Genomic DNA, 26,964 nt, shown 5'->3' on the forward strand with positions numbered 1-26,964 from the left:
AGTCTCGATGTCCGTCGAAGACCTGCACCTGAACCTGCGCAACCTGCAGGAGTCAGATTACCCCCAGCTCAAGCGCCTGATGGACGGCATCTACGACGACATCGGTGGCGCCTGGCCTGAGCACACCATCAACCGCCTGATCGCCGAATTCCCCGATGGCCAGATCGTGATCGAGGATGGCGATAGGCTGGTCGGTGTCGCCCTGACGGCGCTGGTGGATTACGACGCCTTCTCCAACCCGCACAAGTACGACGACCTGATCGGCCAGCGCGAGATCATCCTCAACAAGGAGGATGGCGATGCGCTTTACGGTCTGGATGTGCTGATCGACGTCGACTACCGCGGCTATCGCCTCGGTCGCCGCCTGTACGAGGCGCGCAAGGACCTGTGCCGCTCGATGAATCTGCGCTCGATTCTGGCCGGTGGACGCATTCCCCAGTACCACGAATACGCCGCCGAGCTCTCGCCCTCCGAGTACATCGACAAGGTGGAGCGTCGCGAGATCCATGACCCCATCCTGTCGTTCCAGCTGGCCAACGGCTTCCTGGTCAAGCGCCTGCTGCGCCAGTACCTGCCGGAAGACGAGGATTCCCAGGGCTACGCCACGCTGCTGGAGTGGAGCAACATCCTGTTCGAGCCCGCCGAGCGCGTGCTGGAAAGCCGCAAGACGATGATTCGCGTCGGCGCCGTGCAGTGGCAGATGCGCAAGTTCGACAGTGTCGAATCCGTGCTGCAACAGGTCGAGTACTACGTCGACGCCCTGTCGGATTACCAGAGTGACTTCGCCGTCTTCCCGGAGCTGTTCAACACGCCGTTGATCGGCCTTTTGGAAGACCAGAGTGACCCGGTGCGCTGCATCCGCTACCTCGCCGGCTTCACCGAGCGCTTCAAGCAGGAAATCTCGCGCATGGCGGTGGCCTACAACATCAACATCGTGGCCGGTTCCATGGTCGAGATCGGTGACGACAACGAGCTCTACAACGTCACCTACCTGTGTCACCGCGATGGCGAGATCGACCGTCAGGCCAAGCTGCACATCACGCCGCAGGAGCGCCGCGACTGGATCATCAAGGGCGGTGACGAGCTGGCCGTGTTCGAGACCGACGCCGGACGCATCGGCATGCTGATCTGCTACGACGTGGAGTTCCCGGAACTGTCGCGCCTGCTGGCCGATCAGGACATGGACATCCTGATGGTGCCGTTCTGGACCGACACCAAGAACAGCTACCTGCGCGTGCGCAACTGCGCTCAGGCGCGTGCCATCGAGAACGAATGCTACGTGGTGGTCTGCGGCAGCGTCGGCAACCTGCCGTCCATCGAGAGCCTCGACATCCAGTACGCCCAGTCAGCGGTGTTCTCGCCGTCGGACTTCTCCTTCCCGCATGACGCGGTGATGGCCGAGACCACGCCGAACACCGAGATGATCATGTTCTCGGATCTCGATCTGGAGCGTCTCAAGGTGGTGCGCAGCGAAGGCTCGGTGACCAACCTGAAGGACCGCCGCAAGGACCTCTTCGAGCTGCGTCTGCGTGACTGGTCGTGGAAGTCCGGCAGCCGTCAGGACTGAGCCGATGACGCACTGGTGGCAACGGCTGTGGCAGCCCTCCGCTCGCCACGGCCGTGATACGTCAGCCCCCGATGCCGGCACTGTCTCGACCGCATCCCCGGGTGGCGAGACAGCGCAGGATGACGCGTGGCAGGCAGTTTGCGAGCGCCTGCCGATCCTCGAGGGGCTCGACGGCGAGGCACTGGCGCGCCTTGAGCGGCGCGCCCGCCATCAGCTGAGCGACTGGAAGCTGACCAGCGCCGAGCCGCTCGCACAGGTCGAGGCGCTGGCACTGGCCGCTCAGGCGATGCTGCTGCTCAACGGCTGGGCGCATGCCGAGCGCTGGCAGGACGCCGGCGCTCGCGTGCACGAGATCATGCTGCCGCTGCAGGCCATCCGCCGTGAGGTGGAAGAGATGGATGATGCCGGTGTAGTGCATGTCTTCGAGGACACCCGCGCCGGCGAGACCTGGTATCAGGGGCCGGTGGTGGTCACCCGGCAGGACCTGGCCGCCAGCGGTGACTGGAGCGGCTTCAACGTGGTGATCCATGAATTCGCCCACAAGCTCGACATGGCCAACGCCACCGATGCCGATGGCTTTCCGCCCCTGCCGCGCCATATCAGCGCGGCGGAGTGGCACGCCTCCTTCACTGCCGTGTGGGATGATCTGAGCGCGCGCCTGTCACTCGGTGAGCCCACGCCCATCGATGACTACGCCGCCAGCCACCCCGCCGAATGCTTCGCCGTCTGCTGCGAGTATTTCTTCAGCGCACCGGATGAGCTCGATGCGGCCTATCCGGCGCTGTATGCCCTGCTGGAGCGCTTCTTCCAGCAGTCGCCATTGGCGCGCTGCCCGCCGCCTTCCGACTGACCACGCCTGGCAGATCTGACTACACGCTTGGAAGATATGACCATCCGCCTGGCAGACAAGGCGCCAGCAAGCCGAGGAAATCGCGAGAGAGAAAAGATAGCGGTCGCTTACCGCGCCGAGCACCACCTCAAGCTAACGGTATATCATTTGAAAGCGCATCAGCAGACACGCCGACTCGCTCAGCAGGGGTCGCAAAAGCAACCTCTGCATCGCTCACTGTGGCTCCGCCAACAGATAATCCCAGACCCGCTGCGCGGTGGGACGCATCGGGCGTTGATTGGAGCGCACCAGCCAGAAGTTCTGCTCGGCGGGGATCGTCAGCGCGAAGACCTGCTCCAGCCCGCCGTTGCCGGACGCCAGCCATTGCCGGAAATGGCCTTCATGCACCAGCGCCACCCCCATGCCGAGCCGCGCCATTTCAAGCGTCATCACCTGGGTATCACAGCTGATGGTGGAGGTCGTCTTCTCCAGCCCCAGTTGATCTGCCGCCACCAGCCAGCGCCGCCAGCCCACCGCAAAGCCTGCGGCATGCAGCAGCGTCATGCCGGCCAGGTCCGCCGCCGTGGTCAGCTGCGCGCTCAGCGCCGGACTCGCCACGACGGCCATTCTCTCCTGCCCTGCCCCCACCTGGATCGCCTCTACCTGCGGCCAGTCGCCCTGGCCGTAGCGCAGCTCGATATCCACCTGCTCGCCATCGAAGTCGCTCTGCCAGAAGGCACTGACCAGACGCAGCGCGATCTCGGGCTGATCACGATGGAAGTTCGCCAGCCGCGGCAACAGCCAGGCCTGCTGGCTCATCGGGGTCGCCCGCAGGCTGACCGGCGCGGCGCGCGAGGGGCCGAAGACTTCCAGCGTGCCTTCCTGAAGGCGCTGGAAGCCATCCTGCAGCGCTGGCAACCAGGCCTGACCGGCCGGCGTCAGATTGAGGCTGCGGGCGTGACGCACGAACAATGGCTGGCCAAGGCGGTCCTCCAGCTGGCGAATCCGCTGGCTAATGGCCGACTGGGTGACACTCAGCTCCTCGGCGGCACGCGTGAAGCTCATCAGGCGCGCAGCGGCTTCGAAGGCCTGCAGCCAGGCCAGCGGCGGCAGGGGGCGCGGCAAGGCATTCGGCGTCGTGGGGGAAGGTTCGTGCATGGCTATCTCGCATCAGAGCATGAAGGTCAATCGCACACATTAGCTCAGCTAAGTCATGGCCGTCATATTTCGCGTTGGCCAGCCGTGATGACGAGGGGGACAATGGTCTCATTCTCGGGTCACGGCTCAGCGACACGGCTCGGCCATACGACCCAGCACGCGACACGCGTTGGCTCACCTGCTACTGCACACACGACATAGGACGGCGCCCATGGAGACTCTCATCGCATCTGCCCCTGACACCCAAGACACTGAAGCGTCACAGGCACGCCATCAGTGGGACATGAAGGAATACCTGCCCCATCACGAGGGCGCGCCGCTGGTGAAGGCAGACCACGACGAGACCCTGGCGTCACTGGCATGGGCCAGCGGTGAGCAGACCCAACTGCCGCTGATCTGGCTACGCGACCACTGCGCCTGCGATCTCTGCCGTCATCCGCAGACCTTCGAACGCACCTTCATGCTGATGGACGATGCGGCCCTGACGGTCCATCAGATGCGTGTCGAGCAGGGCAATCTCGTCGTCGTCTGGCAGGACGGCCACACCAGCCGCTTCGATGCCGGCTGGTTGCTGCAACGTCGCCCGAGTGATGCGCCGCCAGCCACGCCGGTCCCCGCAAGCCAGGCCTGGCAGCAGGGTCACAAGCCTCACGTCACCGCCTTTGCCGATTACATGGCCGGTGGACAGGCGCGCCTGGGCTGGCTGGAAGCGCTGTGCCGCGACGGCTTCGCGATTCTGGATGCCGGCCCGACGGCAGGCGGCGAGATCGACCAGGTGGCCGCGACCATCGGCCCGATCCGCGCGACCAACTTCGGTGGCCGTTTCGAGGTCTTCTCCAAGCAGGCGCCCAACAACGCCGCCTACACGCCGATTGCGCTGGAACTGCACACCGACCTGCCAAACTGGCGTCAGCCGCCGGACATCCAGATGCTTTACTGCCTGGCCAATGAGGCCGAAGGCGGAGACTCCATCTTCGGAGACGGCATGGCGGTCGCCGAGGCTCTGCGCGAGCGGGACCCGCAGGCCTTCAGGCTGCTGGCCGAGACCCCGGTGGACTTCCGCTTTGCCGACGAGACCACCGACCTGGTGGTGCGCGAGCCGGTGATCCACCTGGATGCCAACGACAAGGTCATCGAGGTGCGCTTCAACAACTGGATCCGCGACAGCCTGCGCCTGCCGCTGGAACAGATGCAGGCCTGGTACAGCGCCTATCGCCAGTACTGGAGCATCCTGCGGGAACCGGCCTTCCGCCTGCATCTCAAGCTGGAAGCCGGCCAGATGGTGGCCTTCGACAACCGCCGCGTGATGCACGGCCGCAAGTCCTTCGACCCGACGACCGGTCGCCGCCACCTGCAGGGCTGCTATGTGGATTACGACATGGTGGAATCCGCGCTGCGCGTCACGGCGCGCCAGCTGGCCGGCGCCAACCTCACTCAGTCGTGAGCACGAAAGACCTCATGCCGCGGAGTACTTGAAATAGCGTTGAACCGCACGCAAAGGTTGCGGCGGTTCCTCCAGGGCATACCACGCAAGGCAGTGGCATCCTGAGAGTCTGGCAACTCAGGTATCGCCCCATGAATCCCATGACACTCTGCTTTGCGGATGACACCCTGGAACGACGTTATCGGCGTCGACAGATCGAGACCTCACACAAGCTCAGCCGGATCACCATCCCGCTGAGCTGTCTGCTGTTCGCGTCCTATGGGCTGATCGAGATCAGTCTGCTGGAGCACTACGAAACCTATCTGCTGCTGCGTACCAGCGTTCTGGTCGGCGTGCTGGGCCTGTTCCTGCTGTCACGCCTCCCGCGTTTCCGACATCACGTCAACGGCATCCTGTGCCTGGCCTCGCTTGTGGCAGCGCTGGGGACGCTGGCGATGTTCCATGTGGGGGACGGTCACGCCGGAGAGCACCTGGTGGAGAGCCACGCCGCCGGACAGCATGAGGACGAGCATGGTGACTTCCCGGTCTACTTCGTCACCCTGATCACCGTGGTCTTCTGGACCTACACCCTGCTGGGGCTGCAGTTCGTCTATGCCATGGCCTGCGGGCTGCTGATATGGATGGGCTGCACCGCCAGCTGCGCGCTGATGCATCTTGGCTCCGATGTCCTGGTGGAAGCCAACGAGGCTTTCTTCATGATGGCCGTCAATCTGCTGGCGGGCATGAGCGCCTACTCGCGCGAGCGCCAGAGCCGACAACTCTTCCTGCATGAATGCCATATCACCGGCGAGCGGGACGATCTGCGCGACCACGCGATGTGCGACTCGCTCACCGGGCTGCTCAACCGGCGCGCCCTGCTGACACGCCTCGACCAGATACTCGACATCCAGACTCCCGGCACGGTGCAGGCCGCGCTGTTCATCGACCTCGATGGTTTCAAGCCCGTCAATGACCGCCACGGCCATGCCATCGGCGATGAAGTGCTGCGCATCACCGGCGAACGCCTGGGCAACACCCTGCGCGGCAACGATATCGTCGGCCGCCTGGGGGGCGATGAATTTCTGGTACTGATCAGCCGTGAAGGCAACGGCCGCAAGGGCCCGGAGCAGCTGGCGGAACGTCTGATCGACGCCATCAGCCGTCCCATCACGCTGGAGGTCGATGGCGAGCCGCTGATCATCGCCGTCAGCGCCAGTATCGGCATCAGCCTGTTCCCCTTCTCGGGCGCCACGCCGGAAACGGTCATCGCGCGCGCCGACAGCGCCATGTACGAGGCCAAGCAACGCGGTCGGGGCGTCGTCGTCACCGGCAATCCGCTCCGCCTGGTACTGTGACACTTGACGACCGACGCTCGGCGCCTCGAGCATGTCGCCGCGCCACCCTCCCTCTTGAGACGGCGGCAGACGCCCCAATGAGACAAGGATGCCGTTTCGTCCTTTTTCTCATGACCCGCATCACGCCAGAACGCCCCACGACTCATCAATGGGGCGTTCTGGCGCATGGAGCCTGCCAATGACACGCCTGCCGCATCTTGCCTTCTCTCTAATCGGTCTCGGTCTCCTCGGCGGCTGCGCCGGAGTCCCGTCCGGCACCCAGCCCGTCGAGAATTTCGAGCTCGAACGTTACTACGGCGAATGGCACGAGATCGCCCGCCTGCCCAACAGCTTCGAGGAGGGCCTGAGCTGCGTCAGCGCCGATTACTCGCCCCGCGAGGACGGCGGCGTGCGCGTCATCAATCGCGGCTACAACGCCGAGCAAGGGCAATGGAGCCAGGCCGAAGGTCGCGCCTACTTCACCCGGGGCAGCGAGACGGCGGCCCTCAAGGTCAGCTTCTTCGGCCCCTTCTATGGCGGCTACAACGTGCTGGCGCTGGATGATGACTATCAGTGGTCGCTGGTGGCCGGCGCCGATCGCGACTACCTGTGGATACTGGCGCGTGAGCCGCAGCTGGATGACGCCACCTATCAGGCGCTGGTCGAGCAGGCCGCCGAGCTCGGCTTCGCGACCGACGCGCTGATCAAGGTCGAACAGGGCGATGCCTGCCCCTCTCCTGATGACACCGAACGCTGACACCGATAGCTGACACCGAACCCGGTCCCAAGACCCAAGGCCTGACACCAAGGCCTGACACCAAGGTCTAAACCGGCGCGTGACGTTTATATGGTGCGGACAGCCGCTTTCATCCAACCGACCTCGCATCTTGTCACGCGCGCGCGGCTCGCCAATGGTGAGCTGACAATCTTCCGGGGTAGCGCCTCGCCGAGTGCGCTGCCCTGATGCCAATCGTTTGATGCTGTCGCCCAGTGCCAGTGACGCCTCGCTGCACTGGGCAACTCAGTTCAGAGGGAGCCCGTGCCATGGATATCCAGCAGTTCTTCAGCGCCCTGTGGGATGACTACGTCGCCATGACGCCCCAGGCCCAAAAGATCCAGGATGCCTTCATCGCTGACGGCGAGACCATCGTCAACGACCACGTCGCCTTCCGCACCTTCGATCGCGGGCCGATCACCCTGAGCGCGCTGGAACCTCACCTGCTGGCGCTGGGCTATACCCGCTTCGCGCCCTATGATTTCCGCGAGAAGAAGCTGCGCGCCTTCGGCTATCTGCCACCGTCACCCGACATGCCGCGCGTCTTCCTCTCCGAGCTGAAATGCCATGAGCTGTCCGAGCGCGCCCAGGCGATCATCGATGGGCTGGTCAGCCAGATCTCGCCGGATGCCGCCACCCAGTCCTCCGTGCTGTGGTCGGGCCGCCTGTGGAAAGCGCCCAGTTTCGAGCAGTATCAGCGCCTGATGGAAGAGAGCGAGTATGCCGCCTGGCTGTCGATCATCGGCCTGCGCGCCAACCACTTCACCATCAGCGTCAACGCGCTAAGCCATCACGACACCCTCGACAAGGTGCTGACGCGCGTCGAGTCGCTGGGCCTTGGCATCAACCCGGCCGGAGGGCGCATCAAGGGCTCGCCCGAGGTGCTGCTGGAGCAGGCCTCCACCCTCGCCGACCGCCAGACCTTCACCTTCGCCGGTGGCGAGGAGCATGAGATCTCCACCTGCTACTACGAATTCGCGCGCCGCTACCCCGATGCCGATGGCGAGCTGTATCAGGGCTTCGTGGCGGCCAGCGCCGACAAGATCTTCGAATCCACCAATGTTCGCCAGGAGCCGACTGCCTCGTGATTGCCGACTGGCTAGACCTGACACTCGAAGGCCACGCCAGCGCCCGTGGCATGGGCCGTATTCCCGGTGGTCGCTATGAGATCGTCGCGCCCGGCGTGCTGGAGATCACCCCCGACGTCACGGGGCCCAAGGCGCGCCCGTGCGTGATCTCCGCCGGTATCCACGGCAACGAGACCGCCCCCATCGAGCTGCTCGGTGAGCTGATCGCGGGCCTGGAGAGCGGCCATCTGATCGTCGGGGCGCCGCTGTTGCTGATTCTGGGCAACCTGCCCGCCATCCGCAGTGGCGAGCGCTTCATCACCACCAATCTCAATCGGCTGTTCAAGCGCGCCGAGGCCAGCGTCACGGGCAACGACTGTCCGTCCGATGATGAGCCGGCACGCGCGCGTCAGCTGATGGCGGCCGTGGACACCTTCTATGCTCGCTTCCCGCTGGCCGAGGGCACGCGCCGCCTGCACTACGACATGCACACCGCCATCCGCGACAGCCTCTATCCGCGCTTCGCGGTGGTGCCCTTCAGTGATGGCGACGCCATCAGCGCATCGCAGTGGCCGATATTGAGCGCCGCCGGCATCCAGGCCGTGCTGCACCAGCATCAGCACAGCTGGACCTTCTCTCACTATTCGCGCCACTACCATGATGCCGACGCCTTCACGCTGGAGTTGGGCCAGGTACGCCCGTTCGGCGCCAACGACATGGCGGCACTCGCACCGATGAAAGCCCTGCTCGCGGCACTGGCGACCGGCACGGCGCCCGCCGAAGCGGACCCACAGGCCATCGACTACTTCACGGTGGAAGTGGAGCTGATGCGTCAGTCAGCCGACTTCACGCTGTGCTTCAGCGAGGATGTCGCCAACTTCACCGCCTTCGCCCCCGGCAGCGTGGTGGCCGAAGACGCCGCTGCTGGCCCCTGCATCATCGGCGATACGCCACTGCGGGTGGTCTTCCCCAACGCCAAGGTGGAGATAGGCGCCCGCGCCGCCCTGCTGCTGGCCGAGAGCTCGACACCGACAGACTGAGCCACCAGACACTGAACAAACCGGCACTGAGCCACAAGCGCCGGCGTTCTGCCCGCCCATCCCCTTCAGGGCGCAGCACGATGCCGGCGCGATTGCACTGACGAAAGCCTTACTACAACGACAACAGGCGACCTTGATCATGAAGACTCCTCCCCCACGGCCGGACGGCATCCGTGTGCGTCCTTGCAGGCTCCACCAAAGTCGTAACATTCCTCCACGCCAGATAGCGGTGAACCCTGCGTTGAGCTGGTAGAATCGGCCCCCTTTCCCGTCCACGACATGCAAGCACAGGCATTTTTCGCCTGTTGTAGACGGTCACTGGCAGCGAGAACGACGATCAATCGGACTGATCGTGAGGAACTGGCCATGCCCCTGACGGCATTCTCCGCCACTCCTCCCGTGCCACGCCTTGCCGCCTCATCACGTCTGCGTCGCGCACGTAAGCGAGCGAGAGTGAAAGGCAGTACCAGGCAGCCGTGCCATGTCGGCAACGAACCTGTATCCCGAGCCCGACCGCCCCGCGGCGGACTCGTGGCGTGTCATTGCCCCCAGGGCTGGCAACGTCCGGATTGGAGTAACTGCATGACCATGAGATCTTCCGTGGCCGAGAGCCCGAGCAGCGACGCGCTGCCTCTCGAGGTCCGCAACATCACCAAGTCCTTCGGCACCAATCAGGTGCTCAAGGGCTTGTCACTGCAAGCACGCAAGGGCGATGTCATCACCCTGATCGGTGCGTCCGGTTCCGGCAAGAGCACCTTTCTGCGCTGCATGAACCTGCTGGAGCAGCCGGACGGCGGCGACATCTTCGTGCATGGCGAGCAGATCGGCTTCAAGGAAAGCCGCCGTGGCCGCGAACCGATGGACTGGCGTCAGGTCGAGCGCATGCGCGCGCGCCTGTCGATGGTGTTCCAGGGCTTCAACCTGTGGTCGCACATGACGCTGCTGGAAAATGTCATCGAGGCGCCGATCCACGTGCTCGGCAAGCCGAAGAAGGAAGCCATCGCCCACGCACGCAGTCTGCTGGACCGCGTCGGCCTGCTCGAGCGCGCCGACTACTATCCGGCGCAGATGTCCGGTGGCCAGCAGCAGCGCGGCGCCATCGCACGCGCACTGGCGATGGAGCCGGAGGTGATGCTGTTCGACGAGCCGACCTCGGCCCTCGACCCGGAACTGGTCGGTGACGTGCTCAAGGTCATGCGTGACCTGGCCGAGGAAGGCCGCACCATGGTGGTGGTGACCCACGAGATGAGCTTCGCGCGTGATGTCTCGAGCCAGGTGGTCTACCTGCATCAGGGACTGGTCGAGGAAGCCGGCAAGCCGGAAGACGTGCTGGGCAATCCCCAGTCGGAGCGTCTCAAGCAGTTCCTGGCGCCCAAGTACTGAGCAAGCACCCTGATCACCAGTACTGATGAATGGCCCTTGGCCCATCGCTGAGCCTACCCGCTCGGCCTGTGGCACATCCCGGCACGGTGATCCCGTGACCGGCACATGATTCAGCACCGCGAGCGCCACGCCAACGGCAGGCCTCGAGGTGTTCAAGACTTCAGGAATGACAAGTAATGAAACAGTTCGCGACACGTGCCCTGCTGGGTCTCACCCTCGGCCTCTCCACCTTCGCCATCACCACCAGCGCCGCTCAGGCGGCCGATGTGCCGGACCCGCTGCGCCTGGGCATCGACGTGCCCTACGCGCCCTTCGGCTACAAGCTGCCCAGCGGTGAGCTGACCGGTTTCGAGATCGAACTGGGCAACGCCATCTGCGCCCAGCTCGCCACCCATTGCGAATGGACCGAGCAGGACTTCGACGGCATCATCCCGGGCCTGATGGCGCGCAAGTACGACGTCATCATGTCAGCGCTGACCATCAATCCGGAGCGTGAGCGTCAGGTGCTGTTCTCCGAGCCCTACTTCACGCCGCCGTCCGGCTGGTTCGTCAAGGCGGACAGCCCGCTGGCGGGCGCGGATACCCTCGATGCCGAGGCGCTCGCGGGCAAGGTGATCGGGGTGCAGCGCGGCAACCTGCAGGATCACTACGTCACCGACCTCTACGGCCGCACGGCAGAAGTGCGCCGCTACACCAAGCTCGATGATCTGGTGCTGGACATGGACAGCGGCCGCGTCGATGTCGCCTTCCTGGACCTGCCGGTCGGTCAGGACACCCTGGTCAACGCCAACGACGGCAACTTCGTCAACACCGGCAGCGCCATCAGCGAGCCGAAGAAGTACTTCGGCGACGGCTTCGGCATCGCCATGAAGAAGCGCGACCGCGACCTCAAGAAGGCCATCGATGGTGCCCTGGAAGCACTCAAGACCGATGGCACGCTCAAGCGTCTCAACGACAAGTACTTCGCCAGCGCCGCCACTGCGTCCGACAACCACCAGTAAGCCGCTGAACGGGTTATTCGGCGCTTCACGGGAGATTTCCCATGATTGACCTACAAGGCTACGGGCCCAGCCTGCTGGAAGGTGCCTGGGTCACGGTGCAGCTGGCCGTGCTGGCCCAGCTGCTGGCCATCGCGCTGGGGCTATTGACGGCGACGGCCAAGATGTCGCGTTCCACGCCTCTGCGCTGGCTCGCGACGCTCTACACCACCATCATCCGCGGCGTTCCCGACATCGTGCTGATGCTGCTGCTGTTCTTCGGCGGCCAGATCGGCATCAACATGGTCACCGACTGGCTGTACGACAGCTACGACATCGACGTCTTCGTCAATGTCGATGAGTTCACTGCCGGCGTCGTCACCATCGGCTTCATCTTCGGTGCCTACATGGGCGAGACCTTCCGTGGCGCCTTCATGGCGGTGGATGCCGGGCAGATCGAGGCCGGGCGCGCCTATGGCATGAACGACTGGAAGGTCTTCAAGCGCATTCGCTTCCCGCTGATGATGCGTCACGCCCTGCCGGGGCTGGGCAACAACTGGATGGTGCTGCTCAAGACCACCGCCCTGGTGTCGGTGATCGGGCTGGTCGACATGGTGCGTGTCGCCAGTGAGGCCGCCAAGGCGACCCACGAGCCCTTCACCTTCCTGTTGCCGGTCGCGGCGGGCTATCTGCTGATCGCCACCGTGTCCGAATGGGGGCTGGCACGTCTCAAGAAGCGCTATAACGCCGGATTCGGGGAGGCCAGCGCATGGAACAACTGAACGATGCAGGCTCCTCAGGCGTCATCACCCAGCTGGGTCAGATGCTCGAGGATGCGCTGAGCGACAATTACATCTTCACCGCGACCACCCTGTGGCACTACTGGGAAGGGCTGGTCACCACCGTGCAGCTGGTGTGCCTGGCGCTGCTCATCGGCCTGATACTGGCCGTGCCGCTGGCGATCCTGCGCGGCTCGCGTCGTCGCTGGGTGAAGATGCCGGTCTATCTCTACACCTATGTCTTCCGGGGCACGCCGCTGCTGATCCAGCTCTATCTGATCTACTACGGCGTGGTGTTCTTCGACGGCTTCGACATCTCGCTGGGCGTGACCAGCGTGCATGTGCCCAGCATCCAGGAGACCTGGCTGTGGGATTACTTCCGTGATCCCTTCGTACCGGCGCTGCTGGCCTTCGTGCTCAATACCGCGGCCTACACCACCGAGATCTTCCACGGTGCCATCCAGTCGACCCCCAAGGGCGAGATGGAAGCCGCCCGCGCCTACGGCATGTCACGCGCCAGGATGATGCGTCGCATCATTCTGCCCAGTGCCTTTCGCCGGGCGCTGCCGGCCTACGGCAATGAAGTCATCTTCATGCTGCATGCCAGTGCCATCTGCAGCGTGGTGACGCTTCTGGACCTCACCGGCGCCGCGCGCGACATCTACGCACGCTTCTACGCGCCCTTCGAGGCCTTCCTGTTCGTCGCCGCCATCTACCTGTGTCTGACCTTCACCATCATTGCCATATTCCGGCAACTGGAGAAACGCCTGCTGGCACACTTGAAACCGTTAAGCTGAACGTCAAAAGCGCCCTTTGTAGGGCGCTTTTTTTATATCAGGATATAACGGCAGGAATTCATCTCGTTTAACGACCGTTTGAATTTGTCCATTGACCCTCTTCACCACAGCCTCGGTCTGGGCTAGTGTGGAGCCACTGGCATGACACGCCCCCTTATGTCCGCGGCTCAGATGGCTGGTGTTCAGGAGGGAGTGTCTGATGCCACTGATCAGCCAGTATGACCAACAACAATGATGGATGGGACTGACATGAAGAAGCTTCTGGGAATCTCCCTGCTGGGTGCAGCATTGATGGCCGGTGGCGCTCAGGCGGCCGAATCGCTGCGCATCGGCGTCGACGTGCCCTACGAGCCGATGGAATACAAGACGCCCGACGGTGAGCTGACCGGTTTCGATATCGAACTGGGCAATGCCATCTGCGCGAAGATCAACCGCGACTGCGAGTGGGTCATCCAGGCGTGGGACGGCATCATTCCCGGCCTGATGGCGCGCAAGTACGACGCCATCATGTCCTCGATGACCATCAATGAGGAACGCCGCGCGAAGGTGCTGTTCTCCGACACCTACATCACCCCGCCGTCCGCCTGGTTCGCCCCGTCCGACAGCGAGCTGAGCGCCACCTCCCAGGAAGCCCTGGCTGACAAGGCCATCGGCGTGCAGCGCGGCACCCTGCAGGACAACTACGTCACCGATCTCTACGGCAAGAATGCCGAGGTCAAACGCTATACCACCGCCGATGACCTGGTGCTGGACATGGAAGCGGGTCGCCTCGACATCGCCTTCCTCGACTTCCCGGTCGGCAAGTCCACCCTGATCGACGGCGGCAACGGCAACTACAAGGCCGTGGGTGAAGTGGTCACCGAGCCCAAGAAGTACTTCGGCGACGGCTTCGGTATCGCCATGCGCAAGCGTGACAAGGACCTGGCCGAGCAGATCAACGGCGCCCTGGCCGAGCTGAAGGCCGATGGCACCTACGACACCATCCATACCAAGTACTTCGGCGAGAAGCAGTAAGGTCGCCTCAAGCGGCATGCTAGCCATGCCGTGATGCCTGTGCCGAGATGCATGCGCCGTGAGTTGAGCGGCAGCAGACGCAAGTGACACGCACGACAAAAGCCCCGCTGGCATTCGCCGCGGGGCTTTTGCGTTGCCCCCTTGCTCAAGCGCAGCAGGCAGCCAGCGCGTCACCTGCACAATTGGTGCATATTCAGAATCAAAGCGGTGTGCTCCAAGGGGCTTATCCGTCGCAGGCCGGCTCTCTAGGATGCCGAGCCAACTATCCTGCAACGGAAAATTCCCATGTCGAGACTGAACTTACGTCCGGCGCGCCTTCCTCGTATCGCTTCTTCCCTGCTGCTGACCCTTGGTGGCCTTCTGGCGCTCAGTGCCTGCAGTGAGGGCAACAGTGAAGAGACCGGCAACGCGCAACAGACTCCCCCGACGATGGAAGTCGTCGCCGCCCAGTCGCAGCCAGTCGCGGCCTGGCACACCTACACCACACGTCTGGAATCTCCCCAGCGCGTGCAACTGCGCCCACGCGTGAGCGGCGAAGTCGAAGAAGTGCTGTTCACCGAAGGCAGTCAGGTAAGCGCCGGCACGCCGCTGGTGCGTCTTGATCAACGCCCCTTCAAGGCCGAGGTTCAGCGTCTGGAAGCGGAAGTCGCACGCATCAAGGCTGAGCTGTCCAATGCCCGCAGCGAGTCCGGTCGCGCCGCCAGTCTGGTCAAGCGCAACCTGATATCGCGCGAGGAAGCCGATTCGCGCAGCACAACCGCCACCGGCCTCAATGCACAGCTCAAGGGTGCCATCGCCCAGCTCGAGCGTGCCCGTCTGGATCTGGACTACGCCACCATCCGCGCCCCGATCGATGGTCGCCTGTCCAATGCGCGCATCACGCGTGGCAACACCGTGCAGGCTGGCCAGAGCGTGCTGACCACGCTGGTCGAGACCCGCCAGCTGGACGCCTATATCGATATCAGCGAGCTGACCTGGAACCAGGACTTCGCGAACGTCAGCGCCGATGACCACCTGCCGGTCGAACTCCAGCTGGCCGGTCAGCAGGATTTCCCCTTCCACGGTGAGCTCGACTTCATCGACAACAGCGTCGATATCGATACCGGCACCCTGCGGATCGGCACCACCTTCAGCGCCGATGATGCCGCCCTGCGTCCGGGCGCCTTTGCACGCCTGCGTCTCGCCTCGCCCGAGATCCGGGATGCCGTGCTGATTCCGGAACGCGCCATCGGCACCGATCTGGACCGTCAGTTCGTGCTGGTGGTCGCCGAGGACAACACCCTCGCCTACCGTGGCATCACCACCGGCCCGCGCTTCGGCCCGCTGCGTGCCGTCACCGATGGCCTGGCCGCCGGTGACCGCGTGCTGGCCGCAGGGCCTGCCAAGGCAGGTCCGGGCATGCCGATCACCCCCAAGTTGGTCGAGATGCCTGATGACGGTGCTCTCAAGGCACTCGCCGCGCGTATCTCGCGCCTGCAGCAGCAGACCGCCCAGCCGCTGGATCAGGACAACGACCAGGACGCCGCGACACTGGCCGAGGCTGACCGTCAGGCAGCCGGAGGCCGTTCGTGAATATCTCCAGCTTCTTCATCAAGCGCCCGGTCTTCGCCGCGGTGCTGTCGATCCTGATCGTCATCTCCGGGATGCTGTCGCTGTTCCAGCTGCCCATCTCCGAGTATCCGGAAGTCGTGCCGCCCACCGTGGTGGTGCGCGCCAACTACCCGGGTGCCAACCCCGAAGTCATCGGGGCCACCGTCGCCACGCCGCTGGAGCAGGAAATCACCGGCGTCGAAAGCATGCTGTACATGGACTCCCAGGCGACCTCCGACGGCAACCTGACCCTGACGGTGACCTTCGCGCTGGGCACTGACCTGGACAAGGCCCAGGTGCAGGTGCAGAACCGTGTGGCCCGCGCCACGCCGCGCCTGCCGCAGGAGGTGCAGCAACTCGGCATCACCACCGAGAAGGCCTCGCCCAACCTGACGATGGTGGTCCACCTGACCTCCCCGGATGGCCGCTATGACCAGCTGTGGCTGTCCAACTACGCGCGCCTGAACCTGAAGGACAATCTCGCCCGTCTCGAGGGGGTCGGCGACGTGCAGCTGTTCGGTGCCGGCGAGTACTCGATGCGCGTGTGGCTCGACCCGGACGCCGTGGCGGCGCGGGGCCTGTCTGCCGGTGACATCATCAGTGCCCTGCGTGCCCAGAATCAGCAGGTCGCCGCCGGCTCCGTCGGTGCCCAGCCCTCGCCTGACGACAACCAGTTCCAACGCCTGCTCAATGTGCGGGGCCGCCTGGAAAGCGCCGAGGAATTCGAGAACATCGTCATCCGTGTCGATGAAGACGGCCGCCTGACACGCCTTAAGGATGTGGCGCGTGTCGAACTGGGCGCCGACAGCTATTCACTGCGCGCGCAGCTGGATGGCAAGGACGCCGTGGCGATGCCGATCTTCCAACGTCCCGGCTCGAATGCCATCGCGCTGTCGGATTCCGTGCGCGAGAGCATGAGCGAGATGTCAGAGGCCTTCCCGGATGGCGTCAGCTACGACATCGTCTACGACCCGACGGTCTTCGTACGTGGCTCCATCGAGGCGGTCATCGACACCCTGTTCGAGGCCATCCTGCTGGTCGTGATCGTGGTGATCCTGTTCCTGCAGACCTGGCGGGCCTCGATCATCCCGCTGATCGCGGTGCCGGTCTCGCTGATCGGGACGTTTGCGGTCATGCAGCTGATGGGCGTGTCGATCAATACGCTGTCGCTGTTCGGGCTGGTGCTCGCCATCGGTATCGTCGTCGATGACGCCATCGTGGTGGTGGAGAATGTCGAGCGCAACATCGAGCTGGGTCACTCGCCCATCGAGGCCACCCAGATCGCCATGCGTGAGGTGACCGGCCCGATCATCGCCATCGCGCTGGTGCTGACGGCGGTGTTCGTGCCGACGGCCTTCATCAGCGGCCTGAGCGGTCAGTTCTACAAGCAGTTCGCGCTGACCATCACCATCTCGACGCTGATCTCGGCCTTCAACTCGCTGACGCTGTCACCGGCGCTGTCGGCTCTGCTGCTCAAGCCCCACGGTGCCAATCCTGACTGGCTGACACGCCTCATCGATGGCCTGTTCGGTCGCTGGCTGTTCGCGCCGTTCAACCGCGCCTTCAGTGCGATGGCCAACGGCTATACCGGCCTGATCAAGAAGCTGCTGCGCTTCGGTGTCATCGTCGGCCTGCTGTATGTCGTGCTGCTCGGCGCCACCGGCAAGCTGTTCGACAGCGTGCCCGGCGGCTTCATCCCGGGGCAGGACAAGCAGTACCTGGTCGCGATGGCCCAGCTGCCGGACGCCGCCAGCCTCGACCGCACCTCCGAGGTCATCGACGAGATGCAGGCACTGGCGCTGGACACACCGGGCGTGGCGCACACCGTGGCCTTCCCGGGGCTCTCCGTGAACGGCTTCGTCAATGCCTCCAACTCCGGCATCGTGTTCGCGACCCTGGCGGACTTCGATGAGCGACAGTCGCCCGAGCTTTCCGGTCAGGCGATCGCCGCTCAGCTGAACCAGAAATTCGCGGGGATCGACGAGGCCTTCATCGCCGTCTTCCCGCCACCGCCGATTCTGGGCCTGGGCACCACGGGTGGCTTCAAGTTGCAGCTGCAGGACCGCGGCAACAAGGGCTTCGATGAGCTGTTCGCCGCCGTACAGACCATCACCGCCAAGGGCAACGCCGATCCGCGCCTGAGCAGTGTCTACTCCAGCTTCCGCATCCAGGTGCCGCAGTACGACATCGATCTGGATCGCGAGCAGGCGATGATCATGGGCGTGCCGGTGGAACGTGCCTTCGAAACCCTGCAGGTCTATATGGGCTCGCTGTACGTCAATGACTTCAACCGCTTCGGGCGTACCTATCAGGTACGCGCCCAGGCCGAGCAGTCGGCGCGTCTCGACCCGGATGACATCCGCAACCTCAAGGTGCGCAGCGACAACGGCCGCATGATTCCGCTGGGCAGCTTCGTCAAGGTGACACCGACCACCGGCCCGGACCGCGTGATGCACTACAACACCTTCGTCAGTGCCGACATCAACGGCTCACCGGCGCCGGGCGTCTCCAGTGATCAGGCCAAGGCCGCCATCGAGGAAGTGCTGGCCGACAACCTGCCACAGGGCATCGGCTACGAGTGGACGGAGGTGACCTACCAGCAGGTGCTGGCCGGCAACACCATGATCTACATCTTCCCGCTGGTGGTATTGCTGGTGTTCCTGGTGCTGGCCGCCCAGTACGAGAGCTGGTCGCTGCCGCTGGCGATCATCCTGATCGTGCCGATGACACTGCTGTCGGCGCTGGCCGGTGTCTGGCTGACGGGAGGCGACAACAACATCTTCACGCGCATCGGCTTGATCGTGCTGGTGGCGCTGGCGTGCAAGAACGCGATCCTGCTGGTCGAGTTCGCTCGTGAGCAGCAGCATGCTGGCCAGAGTCGTCTGGACGCCGTGCTGACGGCCTGTCGCCTGCGCCTGCGCCCCATCCTGATGACGTCGGTCGCCTTCACCGCGGGCGTGGTACCACTGGTACTGGCCACCGGTGCCGGCAGCGAGATGCGTCAGGCGATGGGCGTGGCGGTGTTCTCCGGCATGATCGGCGTCACCGTATTCGGCCTGCTGCTGACACCGCTGTTCTATGTCGGTATCCGCCGCCTGGTCGAGAAACGTGAAGCGCATCAGGACACTGACACGCCGGACAGCAATGCCGAGTCAGGCCGCCGCATTCATTGATACGAACATTGATACGGCCACTGATACGACCACTCTCCCGAGAGATCGAGAACAGGCAAACGCCACGGGGCGTCGCGGCTTCAGCAACCGTTGAAGCATTGACTCCCCGTTGGCAACACTGCCATTCCGTTCGTGGCATGTTTACTGCTCACGACTCTCGGCATAATGCCCATCAATATTTACCCACTCGGGAGCAGGTGCCATGTACGCCGATACCTTCAATGATCTGGCCCTCGAGGCCGAACTCGAAAACTTCGCGCACCGCTGGTTCTCCATGCTCAACCGCATGGCGCCTGCTATCGAACTGGCGGAGCTGCTGGGCGAGGAGGCTTCCATCCAGCTGCTGGATGAAACTCTGACCGGCAGCGAGTACCTGGCCAACTGGGAGCAGCGTCGCAGCGAGCTGCTAGTCAATGGCCATGCACTCGGCTGGGTGCGTGCGCAGCGCAACAGCCTCGACAGCGCCACCCTGCGCATGGGCGGTGAGCACCGCGCCGCCATGCGCGATGGCAGCGTGTTGCACACGCATTTCGACGCCGAGTGGGTGCTCGACCTGAGTTGGGGCGAGCCGCGCATCCAGAGCATCAAGCTGCTGGATATGCGCACGCTGTAACGCGATACGCAGACAGCAAAAGGCCCCGTCACTTAATGGTGACGGGGCCTTTTGCTGTCTGGAGAGGCCTGTTTCCAGCGCACGCGGTTCCTCGGCCTCAGTCATTCAGTTTCAGTTTCAGTTTCTGTCTCAGCCCCTGAGCTCCAGCATCGCTGGCGTGTCGATGTCGTGATGGATACCGGCATCACCGACTACCACCTGACGCAGCGCCTCGCGATGTCGCGCGATCACCTCGCGCGCGCCCTCGCCGCCCTCAAGCGTCGCAAGCTCTGCCCACAGCGCCCGCCCGAACAGCACCGGATGCCCGGGGCCGCCCTCGCCGTCAAGCCTCGGTCGCACGATATGCACGCCATCGGCCTGGGCCTCGGCCCGAAGGACATGAAAGGTCTGCGCCGTGATCTGCGCCATGTCCGCCAGCCATACCGCCGCCACCTGCACATGCGCCAATCCAGCCTCATCATTTAGCTGACGGAAGGCATCGCCGAGACTGGCGCCGAGGCCGTTGCCCGCCTGCGGCGCACGCCAGATTCGCCGGGCATGCTCACGCGCGAAGTCATCTCCCAGCAGTGCGGCGGGATCATCGTCCTCACGCAGCAGCAGACGCCAGTCCACCTCACAGGACATGACCTGCGAAAGCGTCGCCATCAGCAGTGTCTGGCCATCCGCCAGACGCGCCTGACGCTTGTCACTACCAAAGCGGCGACTCTGACCGGCCGCCATCACCAGAATGATCGTCCCACTCATGTCGGGTCTCACAGACTTTCCCGAGCGCGCCCACGCCGGATACGCACGATATCGGCCATCACCGCCAGCGCGATCTCGGCCGGCGTCTTGCTGCCCAGATTCAGTCCGATCGGCATCACGATACGCTCGATCTCCTCGGCGCTGAGCCCGCCACTGCGCGCCAGCCGCTCGGCGCGCGCCTGAGAGGTACGCTGCGAGCCCATCACGCCAATGTAGAACGCGGGCTGGCGTACCGCCTCGATCATCGCGAGATCATCAATGCGTGGATCATGGGTCAGCGCCACCACGGCGGTGGCGGCATGGCAGCCCCCCGCCGCGATGAAGCGCGAGGGCAGCTCACGACGCAGGGTGACACCGGCGAGCGGCGTCTTGCGGGCATCCCAGTCCGCCAGCACTTCCTCGCGTGGCTCGCAGATGATCACCTCGAAGCCGAGGCTGACGGCGAAGGCAGCGCAGGCTTCCGCCACCGGCGAGAGTCCCGCCAAGAGCAGACGCGCCACCGGCCCGACCCTGAGCTGATAGCCGTACGCCTCGCCCTCGTGACCCTTGAGTGGCTCGACCCGCTCCCCCAGCCCGCTGTCCTGCTGAAGCGTACGCGCGCCATCCCCCGCCAGCATGACCTGACGCAGACGCGGCGTCTGACCCTCGAGTGCCTCGCGCAGTGCCTTGAGATGCGCGATGTCCGCCTCGCTGGCCGTGAAGCGCTCGACCAGCACGTCCAGCAAGCCACCGCACGGCAAGGCGATCCCCGCGCCCTGATGGCCGCCCTCGCCATAGCGGATCACCTGGGCGCTCGCGGTGAATTCGCCTCCCGCCAGGCGCGCCAGGAAGTCCTCCTCGACACAGCCACCGGACAACGAACCACGATGTTGCCCATCGGCGCGCGCCACCAGCCAGGTACCCGGCTCACGCGGTGAGGAGCCGAAGGTGGCCAGCACCGTGCACAGCCAGATCGGGCGCGCGGATGGCTCGCCATCTGCAGGTGCCAGCCAGTCGATCGCCTGATGGATCACTTCAAGATCAAGGTGTTGCATCAAAAGTCTCTCATTTCAGAAGCCTGCGCCCGGTCTGAAGACACGAAACCCGCCCCCCGGGCATGCCGGAGTGGCGGGTATCAGAGGCATTCACCGGGGAGGATCAGGCCTCGCTGAGCGCGGCCTTGAGCGCCGCCGGACGCATCGGCAGGTCACGCAGGCGCACGCCGACCGCATGCTGAATGGCGTTGGCGATCGCCGGTGCGACCACCGTGGTGCCCGGCTCGCCGAGACCGACCGGCATCTCGGTGCTGTCGACGAATTCGAGATCCATCTGCGGCACCTGATGCATGCGCAGCGGCTGGTAGGCCCCCAGATTCTGCGCCACCGGACCGCCCTCGCGGTATTCGGTGCCTTCGTGCAGCGCCATCGAGACCCCCCACAGGAGCGAGCCTTCCAGCTGCGCCATGGCGCCATCCGGATGCGCCAGCGTACCGGCATCGACCACGCTGGTCAGCTTCTCGAGCTTGACCTCGCCGGTGGCGCGATCGACCTTGACCTGCGCCACACAGGCCACCCAGGTCGGCATGCTACGTTCCTGACCGAAGCTCAATGCCACGCCCATGCCGGTGTCTGCCGGCAGGCTGTCGCGCTCGCTCCAGCCGGACTTCTCCATCACGCGCGTGAGCACGTTGCGCAGACGTTCCGCCCCGCCCGTGCTGACCGGCGCCTTGCCGGCATTGCGGCCTTCGGCGTCCAGCAGCGAGAGGCGGAATTCGGCCGGATCCTGCTCGGCTGCCTGCGCCAGCTCATCGATGTGCTGCTCGACCGCCCATAGCGTCCAGCCCGGTGCGACGGAGCGCAGATACCCCGGCACGAAGGCCTCATGAGCGACCTTGTTCTGCTGCGCCCAGACACGCTGGGTGCCCACGTTGTACCAGTGGTCCGCGCCACTGATGGAGAAGGAATCCAGCTTGCCACCGCCTTCCACGGCTTCGGCGAGGAAGCTCGGCATCAGCGCGGCAGTCGGCCAGCCGGCGGCGGCGGCGTGCTCGGAGGCCACCACGCGACCTTCGGCATCGAGACCGGAACGCAGACGCTGCACCGAGGGCGAACGCACGCAATCGAAGCGGCTGTCATCGGGGCGCGTGAAGATCATCTTCACCGGACGCCCCACGGCCTTGGCCGCCAGCGCCGCCGGCACGGCGTAGTCACCATGCAGACGACGCCCGAAACCACCGCCCAGATACAGTTGGTGATGGGTGACCTTGCCTTCCTCGAGCTCCAGCGCCTTGGTGACCAGTGAGGTCAGCAGGGACTGCTGCTGGTTGCCGCAGTGGATGTGCCAGTGGCCATCCTCTTCGTAGGCCAGCGCATTGGCCGGCTCCAGCGTGAAGTGCAGCACGCTTGAGGTGGTGAAGGTGGATTCCACCGTGGTGGCGGCATTCTCGAGCAGCGGCGCGGGATCGCCCTGATCCACCAGCAGTGAGCCGTTGTCACGGCTCGGCGAGCTGACCAGACGCTGGCCCTCGGCCTGGATCGCCGTCTCGTCGACCTGATAGCTGTCGCCCTTGCTCCACTCGACCTTGAGCAGGTCGGTGGCGCGCATCGCCGCCGAGAAATTGTCGGCGATGACCGCAAGCCAGCCCTGACAGATGCCGGACGGGTCCTTGAGCTCGATGGTCTGGCGATAGCCGATGACCTTGCGGGCCTCGCTGTCATCGACGGCGGTGACCTTGCAGCCGAAGCGGCTCGGCGGCATCACCGGACGCGCATGCAATGTCTTGCCGACACGCGCCTCGATATCTGCCGGCAGGGTGTAGTCGATGCCGTAGACGGCCTGACCGTTGGTCTTGGGCGGCACGTCCAGCGCGTTGCCCCTGGTGCCCAGCACGCGACGCTCGGAGGCCGGCTTGAGCTCGATGGCCGCAAGTTCCTCCTCGGAGAAGCTGCGCTCCAGCCCCGCCGCGACGATCTCGCCATAGCTCAGCGACTGATCGCCACTGATGACGCGACCCTTGCGCGCCTTGCAGCTCTCGACCGCCACACCCATCTGCTGAGCGCCCGCCTCGATCAGCGCGATACGTCCCGCCGCGCCGGCCTGTGACAGCGGCTGGTAGCTCTGATGAACCGACCAGCTGCCGCCGGTGATCATGTAGCCCCACTTGGGGGCGCTGTCGACGTAATCGACCTTGACGCTGTCCCAGTCGGCTTCCAGCTCCTCGACCACCAGACGTGCGAGGCTGGTGGCGACGTGCTGCCCCATCTCGGACTTGGTGATATGCACGGTGACGGTGCCATCAGTGGCGATGGCGTACCACATGGTCGGCTCGAAGGCGCCGGCGGACAGCGTCTCGCTGGCCGACCCCTTGCTGTCTGACCCGGCGGCCAGCGCCGCGCCGGACACGCCGAAGGCCAACATGGTGGAACCCGCCACACTGCCGATCAGGAAGCCACGCCGCGTGATACCCCCGCGGCTCGAGGAAGTCTTGTGCGCGGCAGCAAGCTCGCGCTGATGCGCGGCCAGCTTGTCATCAAACCTTGCCATGAGATGTCTCCTCGGCAGCAGAATGGCTCACGGCATCTGCCGTGGCACGCGGATCGAATGTGCCGACACCGGCAGTCGCGGCGGTGGCCTCGGTCTGCTGGCCCATCACCTGCGCCGTGTCGCGCTCACTGGCGATCGCGGCGGCACGCTTCACCGCACGATGGATACGCACGTACGCCATGCAACGACACAGGTTGCCCGCCATGGCGGCAGTGACCTGCTCATCGGTGGGGTTCGGTGTGTGCTTGAGGAAGTCGGCGGCCTGCATGATCTGGCCCGACTGGCAGTAACCGCACTGCGGCACCTGCTCCTCGACCCAGGCTTGCTGCAGCGGGTGGTCATCGTTCTCGGCCAGCCCCTCGATGGTGACGATGTCGCCACCCTCGGCGGCCAGTACCGGCAGGACACAGGTGCGCGCCGCGGTGCCGTTCAGGTGCACGGTGCAGGCGCCGCACTGGGCGATTCCGCAACCGAACTTGGTGCCGGTCAGGCCCAGGTGCTCACGCAGCACCCATAACAGCGGGGTTTGCGGATCGACCTCGAGACTGACGGCCTTGCCGTTCAGAGTGAAGTTGGCCAAGGGGCTTCTCCTCAGGAGCATGAAGCAGGGACAGGATTGGGATACAGAGCTGGAATACAGAGCGGCGCGACGGCATGACTCGACATGGCGTCAGTAGACTGACGCTGCGTGTGTTCGGTGTCAGGGGGCGAACGGCACGTTGCATGTCGGGCAGGCTGCGCGATTGGCATACCCCGAATGGCGAAATTCTACAGGTCACGACTCAGCACCATGGTGCCAAACGGGAAACAGTGTAGTGTCGCGAGACCGGGGCATGACACCAGACCGGGATATGGCGCCCGCCATGGTAAACAGCGCATGTGACATGCATGACAGTATAGCGTTTCGCGGGGTGCGATCGGCAGTGGATTCCACGCAAGCCGGGCACGAGTCGTCACCGATGCCTGCCGGCGCCTGATAGCTGACAGTCCCTGCCGACGCCTGATGGCTGCTGCCGGTTGCTGACGAGGCGTGAAAAAAGCGCCCTGCGCTGGTCAGGCCTCAACGCCAGTGGCGAATGAAGGCCAGCATCCATTGCGTCATCACGGCGCTGTCTGGCGCGACACTCAGGGAGGCTTCGCCCTCACGAACGCGATGTTCGTCGATCTGTTCGCGACGCAACCTCATCAGGTCACGTGAATAGGCGGGGCTGAACTCGGGATGCCCCTGCACGCCGAGGCAGCTGCCCACCTCGATCAGATAGAAGGCGCAGAAGGCGCTGTCCGCCAGCACCCGGGCATCGGCAGGCAGGACACTGACCTGATCCTGATGGCTGACGATGAGATCCAGCCCCGTTTGCGGCGGTTGCATCCAGGGGCGTTGCGCACGGACACGATTGAACGACAGGCCGACACCCCAGCCGCGCGCATGTTTCTCCACCTCGCCCCCCAAGGCCCTGGCGATCACCTGATGGCCGAAGCAGACACCGACCAGCGGCAGCTTTGCCGCATGCACGCGCCGGACGAACTCGCACAGTGTCGTGATCCAGGCGAGCCCATCATTGACGCCATGTTTTGACCCCGTGATCAGCCAGCCATCGCAGGCATCCAGCTGCTCGGGAAACTCGCCATCCAGGCAGCGCCAGACGCTGAGCCGGATATCCGGGTCACTGCGCGTGAGCAGGGCCTGGAACATGGCGGGATAGTTGCCGTGCCGCTCGATGAGGGCCGGATTCACGTCATCGCATTGCAGCAGACCGATATGCATCACTACCTCCTGAGGTGGCGGGATCGACGACGTCCGCGCCACGACCATACGTGACAAGCAACGACTGCGCTGTCGCTTCTGCTACCGTCGTTGACGTATTCGGGATGCGCCCATCCATGAGAATAAAGTGGAATATAGAGACCAAGGTCTCAAGGTGATCTTCCGCCCACAGGCAGTGGCGTCCGCAGCACAATGATAACGACAGGGGTGGGCCAGACATGCAACTGAACTGGAAGGCAGCGATCGCGTTGGCAGCGCTGATTCTCGCCATCAATACCGGCGCGCGGCAGGCCATGGGCTTCATGCTGCCACCGATGGCCAGCGAACTCACCTGGGGCATGGGGAGTCTGTCATTCGCGCTCGCCATCCAGAATCTGGTCTTCGGACTGGCCGCGCCCATCGCCAGCAAGCTGTCGGACCGCTTCGGCACGCTCAGCGTCTTCCTGGTCGGTAGCCTGTGCTACGCGGTCGGCATGGGCGTCACCGCCCTCTGGCCGACCCCGACGGTATGGATGCTGGGTGCCGGCGTGCTGGCTGGCATCGGCATCGGGGCGACCACCTTTCCGCTGGTGCTGGCTGCCGTCACGCGCGTGGTCCCCATTCAGCATCGTGGCATCGGGCTGGGCATCGCCTCGGCCGGCGGCTCCTTCGGGCAGCTGATCTACTCGGTCGCGACCCCGATGCTGGTGCTGATCGACTGGAAGATCGCCATGCTGGCTCTCGGCGCCAGCTGTCTGCTGCTGATCCCCATGGCCCTGCCATTGCTGCGTCGCCCGCCGGCCGGCAGTGAGGCACCAGCGGAGGAGGATATCCCGAGCCAGGGCCCGCTGCTGCAGGACCGGCGCTTTCTGGCGCTCGCCGGCGGCTTCTTCGTCTGCGGTGTGCACGTCGCCTTCATCGCCACCCACCTGCCCAATTTCGTGGTCGCCTGCGGCCTGCCCCTGAACGTGGCCGGCAATACGCTGGCGATCATCGGCGCGCTCAATATCGCGGGTACCATCCTGTTCGGTGCCTGGGGCGGCCGCCGTCACCCGCCGCAGCTGTTGATGCTGATCTATCTGTGCCGCGCCGCGCTGGTGATGGCGATGGTCGTCATCCCGCCCAGCAGCATGCTGCTCTACGCCTTCGGCGCGATCATGGGCATTCTGTGGCTGTCGACGGTGCCACTGACCAGTCAGGCCGTCGCGCTCTACTTCGGTCAGAAGCGTCAGGCCTTCGTGTTCGGCATGGTGCTGGCCGCCCATCAGGTCGGTGCCTTCCTGGGGGCCTGGGGCGGTGGTGTGGTCTATCAGCTGACCGGCAGCTACGACCTGCTGTGGATCTCCAGCGGCATCTTCGGTCTGCTGGCCGCCATCGTGCATTGGCCGGTGCGCCGCGAGCCCACGCGCGTGATCCAGCCACAACTGGCCTGAGT

General features: G+C 64.6%; 22 protein-coding genes. 16 read left to right on the top strand and 6 right to left on the bottom strand.

Annotation, left to right across the window (positions count from 1 at the left end; translation table 11 throughout):
* The first annotated feature begins 7 nt into the window (after positions 1 to 7).
* On the top strand, positions 8 to 1,567 hold the full coding sequence (locus tag AOG28_RS06380; RefSeq protein WP_054555679.1) for a carbon-nitrogen hydrolase family protein: 1,560 nt from the start codon (positions 8 to 10) through the stop codon (positions 1,565 to 1,567).
* 4 nt (positions 1,568 to 1,571) lie between these two features.
* On the top strand, positions 1,572 to 2,417 hold the full coding sequence (locus AOG28_RS06385) for a zinc-dependent peptidase (protein ID WP_054555680.1): 846 nt from the start codon (positions 1,572 to 1,574) through the stop codon (positions 2,415 to 2,417).
* A gap of 213 nt (positions 2,418 to 2,630) precedes the next feature.
* On the opposite strand, the gene AOG28_RS06390 is transcribed toward AOG28_RS06385, so the two are convergent.
* The gene (locus AOG28_RS06390; RefSeq protein ID WP_054555681.1) at positions 2,631 to 3,554 is read right to left on the bottom strand and encodes a LysR family transcriptional regulator; all 924 of its coding nucleotides are present in this window, start codon (positions 3,552 to 3,554) and stop codon (positions 2,631 to 2,633) included.
* A 211-nt stretch (positions 3,555 to 3,765) separates the two neighbouring features.
* Between AOG28_RS06390 and AOG28_RS06395 the strand changes: the two genes are divergently transcribed.
* From AOG28_RS06395 to AOG28_RS06455, 13 genes are all read left to right on the top strand, one after another.
* Positions 3,766 to 4,998, top strand: a complete 1,233-nt coding sequence (locus tag AOG28_RS06395) for a TauD/TfdA family dioxygenase (protein WP_054555682.1) — start codon at positions 3,766 to 3,768, stop codon at positions 4,996 to 4,998.
* A gap of 131 nt (positions 4,999 to 5,129) precedes the next feature.
* Positions 5,130 to 6,332 carry a GGDEF domain-containing protein gene (locus AOG28_RS06400; protein ID WP_082388383.1) on the top strand — a complete coding sequence of 401 codons (1,203 nt, stop codon included), beginning with the start codon at positions 5,130 to 5,132 and terminating at the stop codon, positions 6,330 to 6,332.
* A 178-nt stretch (positions 6,333 to 6,510) separates the two neighbouring features.
* A complete protein-coding gene (locus AOG28_RS06405; protein WP_054555684.1) occupies positions 6,511 to 7,068 on the top strand; it encodes a lipocalin family protein in 558 nt (185 codons plus the stop codon).
* Positions 7,069 to 7,355: 287 nt separating this feature from the next.
* Positions 7,356 to 8,174, top strand: a complete 819-nt coding sequence (locus AOG28_RS06410; RefSeq protein WP_054555685.1) for a DUF1338 domain-containing protein — start codon at positions 7,356 to 7,358, stop codon at positions 8,172 to 8,174.
* A complete protein-coding gene (locus tag AOG28_RS06415) occupies positions 8,171 to 9,193 on the top strand; it encodes a succinylglutamate desuccinylase (RefSeq protein WP_054555686.1) in 1,023 nt (340 codons plus the stop codon). Before AOG28_RS06410 ends, AOG28_RS06415 begins: the two co-directional genes overlap by 4 nt.
* 588 nt (positions 9,194 to 9,781) lie before the next feature.
* A complete protein-coding gene (locus AOG28_RS06420; protein WP_172978744.1) occupies positions 9,782 to 10,576 on the top strand; it encodes an ABC transporter ATP-binding protein in 795 nt (264 codons plus the stop codon).
* Between the two features lie 176 nt (positions 10,577 to 10,752).
* Positions 10,753 to 11,577, top strand: coding sequence for a transporter substrate-binding domain-containing protein (locus tag AOG28_RS06425; RefSeq protein ID WP_054555687.1), 825 nt, complete (start codon positions 10,753 to 10,755; stop codon positions 11,575 to 11,577).
* 41 nt (positions 11,578 to 11,618) lie between these two features.
* Positions 11,619 to 12,335 (top strand): ABC transporter permease, encoded by a 717-nt coding sequence (locus AOG28_RS06430; RefSeq protein ID WP_043334396.1) that lies wholly within the window; start codon positions 11,619 to 11,621, stop codon positions 12,333 to 12,335.
* 23 nt (positions 12,336 to 12,358) lie between these two features.
* On the top strand, positions 12,359 to 13,129 hold the full coding sequence (locus AOG28_RS06435; protein ID WP_410978450.1) for an ABC transporter permease: 771 nt from the start codon (positions 12,359 to 12,361) through the stop codon (positions 13,127 to 13,129).
* Positions 13,130 to 13,378: 249 nt separating this feature from the next.
* Positions 13,379 to 14,143 carry a transporter substrate-binding domain-containing protein gene (locus AOG28_RS06440; protein ID WP_054555688.1) on the top strand — a complete coding sequence of 255 codons (765 nt, stop codon included), beginning with the start codon at positions 13,379 to 13,381 and terminating at the stop codon, positions 14,141 to 14,143.
* 285 nt (positions 14,144 to 14,428) lie between these two features.
* Positions 14,429 to 15,715 carry an efflux RND transporter periplasmic adaptor subunit gene (locus AOG28_RS06445; protein ID WP_054555689.1) on the top strand — a complete coding sequence of 429 codons (1,287 nt, stop codon included), beginning with the start codon at positions 14,429 to 14,431 and terminating at the stop codon, positions 15,713 to 15,715.
* Complete coding sequence (locus tag AOG28_RS06450; protein ID WP_054555690.1) at positions 15,712 to 18,906, top strand: efflux RND transporter permease subunit; 3,195 nt, start codon at positions 15,712 to 15,714, stop codon at positions 18,904 to 18,906. The genes AOG28_RS06445 and AOG28_RS06450 overlap by 4 nt, the downstream gene beginning before the upstream one ends.
* Positions 18,907 to 19,108: 202 nt before the next feature.
* Positions 19,109 to 19,519, top strand: coding sequence for a hypothetical protein (locus AOG28_RS06455; RefSeq protein ID WP_054555691.1), 411 nt, complete (start codon positions 19,109 to 19,111; stop codon positions 19,517 to 19,519).
* 129 nt (positions 19,520 to 19,648) lie between these two features.
* On the opposite strand, the gene AOG28_RS06460 is transcribed toward AOG28_RS06455, so the two are convergent.
* The 5 genes from AOG28_RS06460 to AOG28_RS06480 all read right to left on the bottom strand — a co-directional run bounded on the left by AOG28_RS06460 (position 19,649) and on the right by AOG28_RS06480 (position 25,550).
* Entirely contained in the window at positions 19,649 to 20,263 is a 615-nt protein-coding gene (locus AOG28_RS06460) for a nucleotidyltransferase family protein (RefSeq protein ID WP_054555692.1), read from the bottom strand.
* 8 nt (positions 20,264 to 20,271) lie between these two features.
* The gene (locus AOG28_RS06465; protein WP_054555693.1) at positions 20,272 to 21,297 is read right to left on the bottom strand and encodes an XdhC family protein; all 1,026 of its coding nucleotides are present in this window, start codon (positions 21,295 to 21,297) and stop codon (positions 20,272 to 20,274) included.
* Between the two features lie 103 nt (positions 21,298 to 21,400).
* Positions 21,401 to 23,785 (bottom strand): xanthine dehydrogenase family protein molybdopterin-binding subunit, encoded by a 2,385-nt coding sequence (locus AOG28_RS06470; RefSeq protein ID WP_082388384.1) that lies wholly within the window; start codon positions 23,783 to 23,785, stop codon positions 21,401 to 21,403.
* Positions 23,772 to 24,365: a (2Fe-2S)-binding protein gene (locus AOG28_RS06475; protein ID WP_103751465.1), complete on the bottom strand. Its 594-nt coding sequence runs from the start codon at positions 24,363 to 24,365 to the stop codon at positions 23,772 to 23,774. The genes AOG28_RS06470 and AOG28_RS06475 overlap by 14 nt, the downstream gene beginning before the upstream one ends.
* A 480-nt stretch (positions 24,366 to 24,845) precedes the next feature.
* Positions 24,846 to 25,550 (bottom strand): glutamine amidotransferase-related protein, encoded by a 705-nt coding sequence (locus AOG28_RS06480; protein WP_054555694.1) that lies wholly within the window; start codon positions 25,548 to 25,550, stop codon positions 24,846 to 24,848.
* A gap of 218 nt (positions 25,551 to 25,768) precedes the next feature.
* Between AOG28_RS06480 and AOG28_RS06485 the strand changes: the two genes are divergently transcribed.
* Complete coding sequence (locus AOG28_RS06485) at positions 25,769 to 26,962, top strand: MFS transporter (RefSeq protein WP_054555695.1); 1,194 nt, start codon at positions 25,769 to 25,771, stop codon at positions 26,960 to 26,962.
* Positions 26,963 to 26,964 lie beyond the last annotated feature (2 nt).

This window comes from Cobetia sp. UCD-24C (genome assembly GCF_001306765.1).
Taxonomy (GTDB): Bacteria; Pseudomonadota; Gammaproteobacteria; order Pseudomonadales; family Halomonadaceae; genus Cobetia; species Cobetia amphilecti.

Excerpts from the sequence above, each read along its gene's own strand:
- AOG28_RS06380 (WP_054555679.1), top strand. The coding sequence starts at position 8 with ATGTCCGTCGAAGACCTGCACCTGAACCTGCGCAACCTGCAGGAGTCA.
- AOG28_RS06385 (WP_054555680.1), top strand. The coding sequence starts at position 1,572 with ATGACGCACTGGTGGCAACGGCTGTGGCAGCCCTCCGCTCGCCACGGC.
- AOG28_RS06390 (WP_054555681.1), bottom strand. The coding sequence starts at position 3,554 with ATGCACGAACCTTCCCCCACGACGCCGAATGCCTTGCCGCGCCCCCTG.
- AOG28_RS06395 (WP_054555682.1), top strand. The coding sequence starts at position 3,766 with ATGGAGACTCTCATCGCATCTGCCCCTGACACCCAAGACACTGAAGCG.
- AOG28_RS06400 (WP_082388383.1), top strand. The coding sequence starts at position 5,130 with ATGAATCCCATGACACTCTGCTTTGCGGATGACACCCTGGAACGACGT.
- AOG28_RS06405 (WP_054555684.1), top strand. The coding sequence starts at position 6,511 with ATGACACGCCTGCCGCATCTTGCCTTCTCTCTAATCGGTCTCGGTCTC.
- AOG28_RS06410 (WP_054555685.1), top strand. The coding sequence starts at position 7,356 with ATGGATATCCAGCAGTTCTTCAGCGCCCTGTGGGATGACTACGTCGCC.
- AOG28_RS06420 (WP_172978744.1), top strand. The coding sequence starts at position 9,782 with ATGAGATCTTCCGTGGCCGAGAGCCCGAGCAGCGACGCGCTGCCTCTC.
- AOG28_RS06425 (WP_054555687.1), top strand. The coding sequence starts at position 10,753 with ATGAAACAGTTCGCGACACGTGCCCTGCTGGGTCTCACCCTCGGCCTC.
- AOG28_RS06430 (WP_043334396.1), top strand. The coding sequence starts at position 11,619 with ATGATTGACCTACAAGGCTACGGGCCCAGCCTGCTGGAAGGTGCCTGG.
- AOG28_RS06440 (WP_054555688.1), top strand. The coding sequence starts at position 13,379 with ATGAAGAAGCTTCTGGGAATCTCCCTGCTGGGTGCAGCATTGATGGCC.
- AOG28_RS06445 (WP_054555689.1), top strand. The coding sequence starts at position 14,429 with ATGTCGAGACTGAACTTACGTCCGGCGCGCCTTCCTCGTATCGCTTCT.
- AOG28_RS06455 (WP_054555691.1), top strand. The coding sequence starts at position 19,109 with ATGTACGCCGATACCTTCAATGATCTGGCCCTCGAGGCCGAACTCGAA.
- AOG28_RS06460 (WP_054555692.1), bottom strand. The coding sequence starts at position 20,263 with ATGAGTGGGACGATCATTCTGGTGATGGCGGCCGGTCAGAGTCGCCGC.
- AOG28_RS06465 (WP_054555693.1), bottom strand. The coding sequence starts at position 21,297 with ATGCAACACCTTGATCTTGAAGTGATCCATCAGGCGATCGACTGGCTG.
- AOG28_RS06470 (WP_082388384.1), bottom strand. The coding sequence starts at position 23,785 with ATGGCAAGGTTTGATGACAAGCTGGCCGCGCATCAGCGCGAGCTTGCT.
- AOG28_RS06480 (WP_054555694.1), bottom strand. The coding sequence starts at position 25,550 with ATGCATATCGGTCTGCTGCAATGCGATGACGTGAATCCGGCCCTCATC.
- AOG28_RS06485 (WP_054555695.1), top strand. The coding sequence starts at position 25,769 with ATGCAACTGAACTGGAAGGCAGCGATCGCGTTGGCAGCGCTGATTCTC.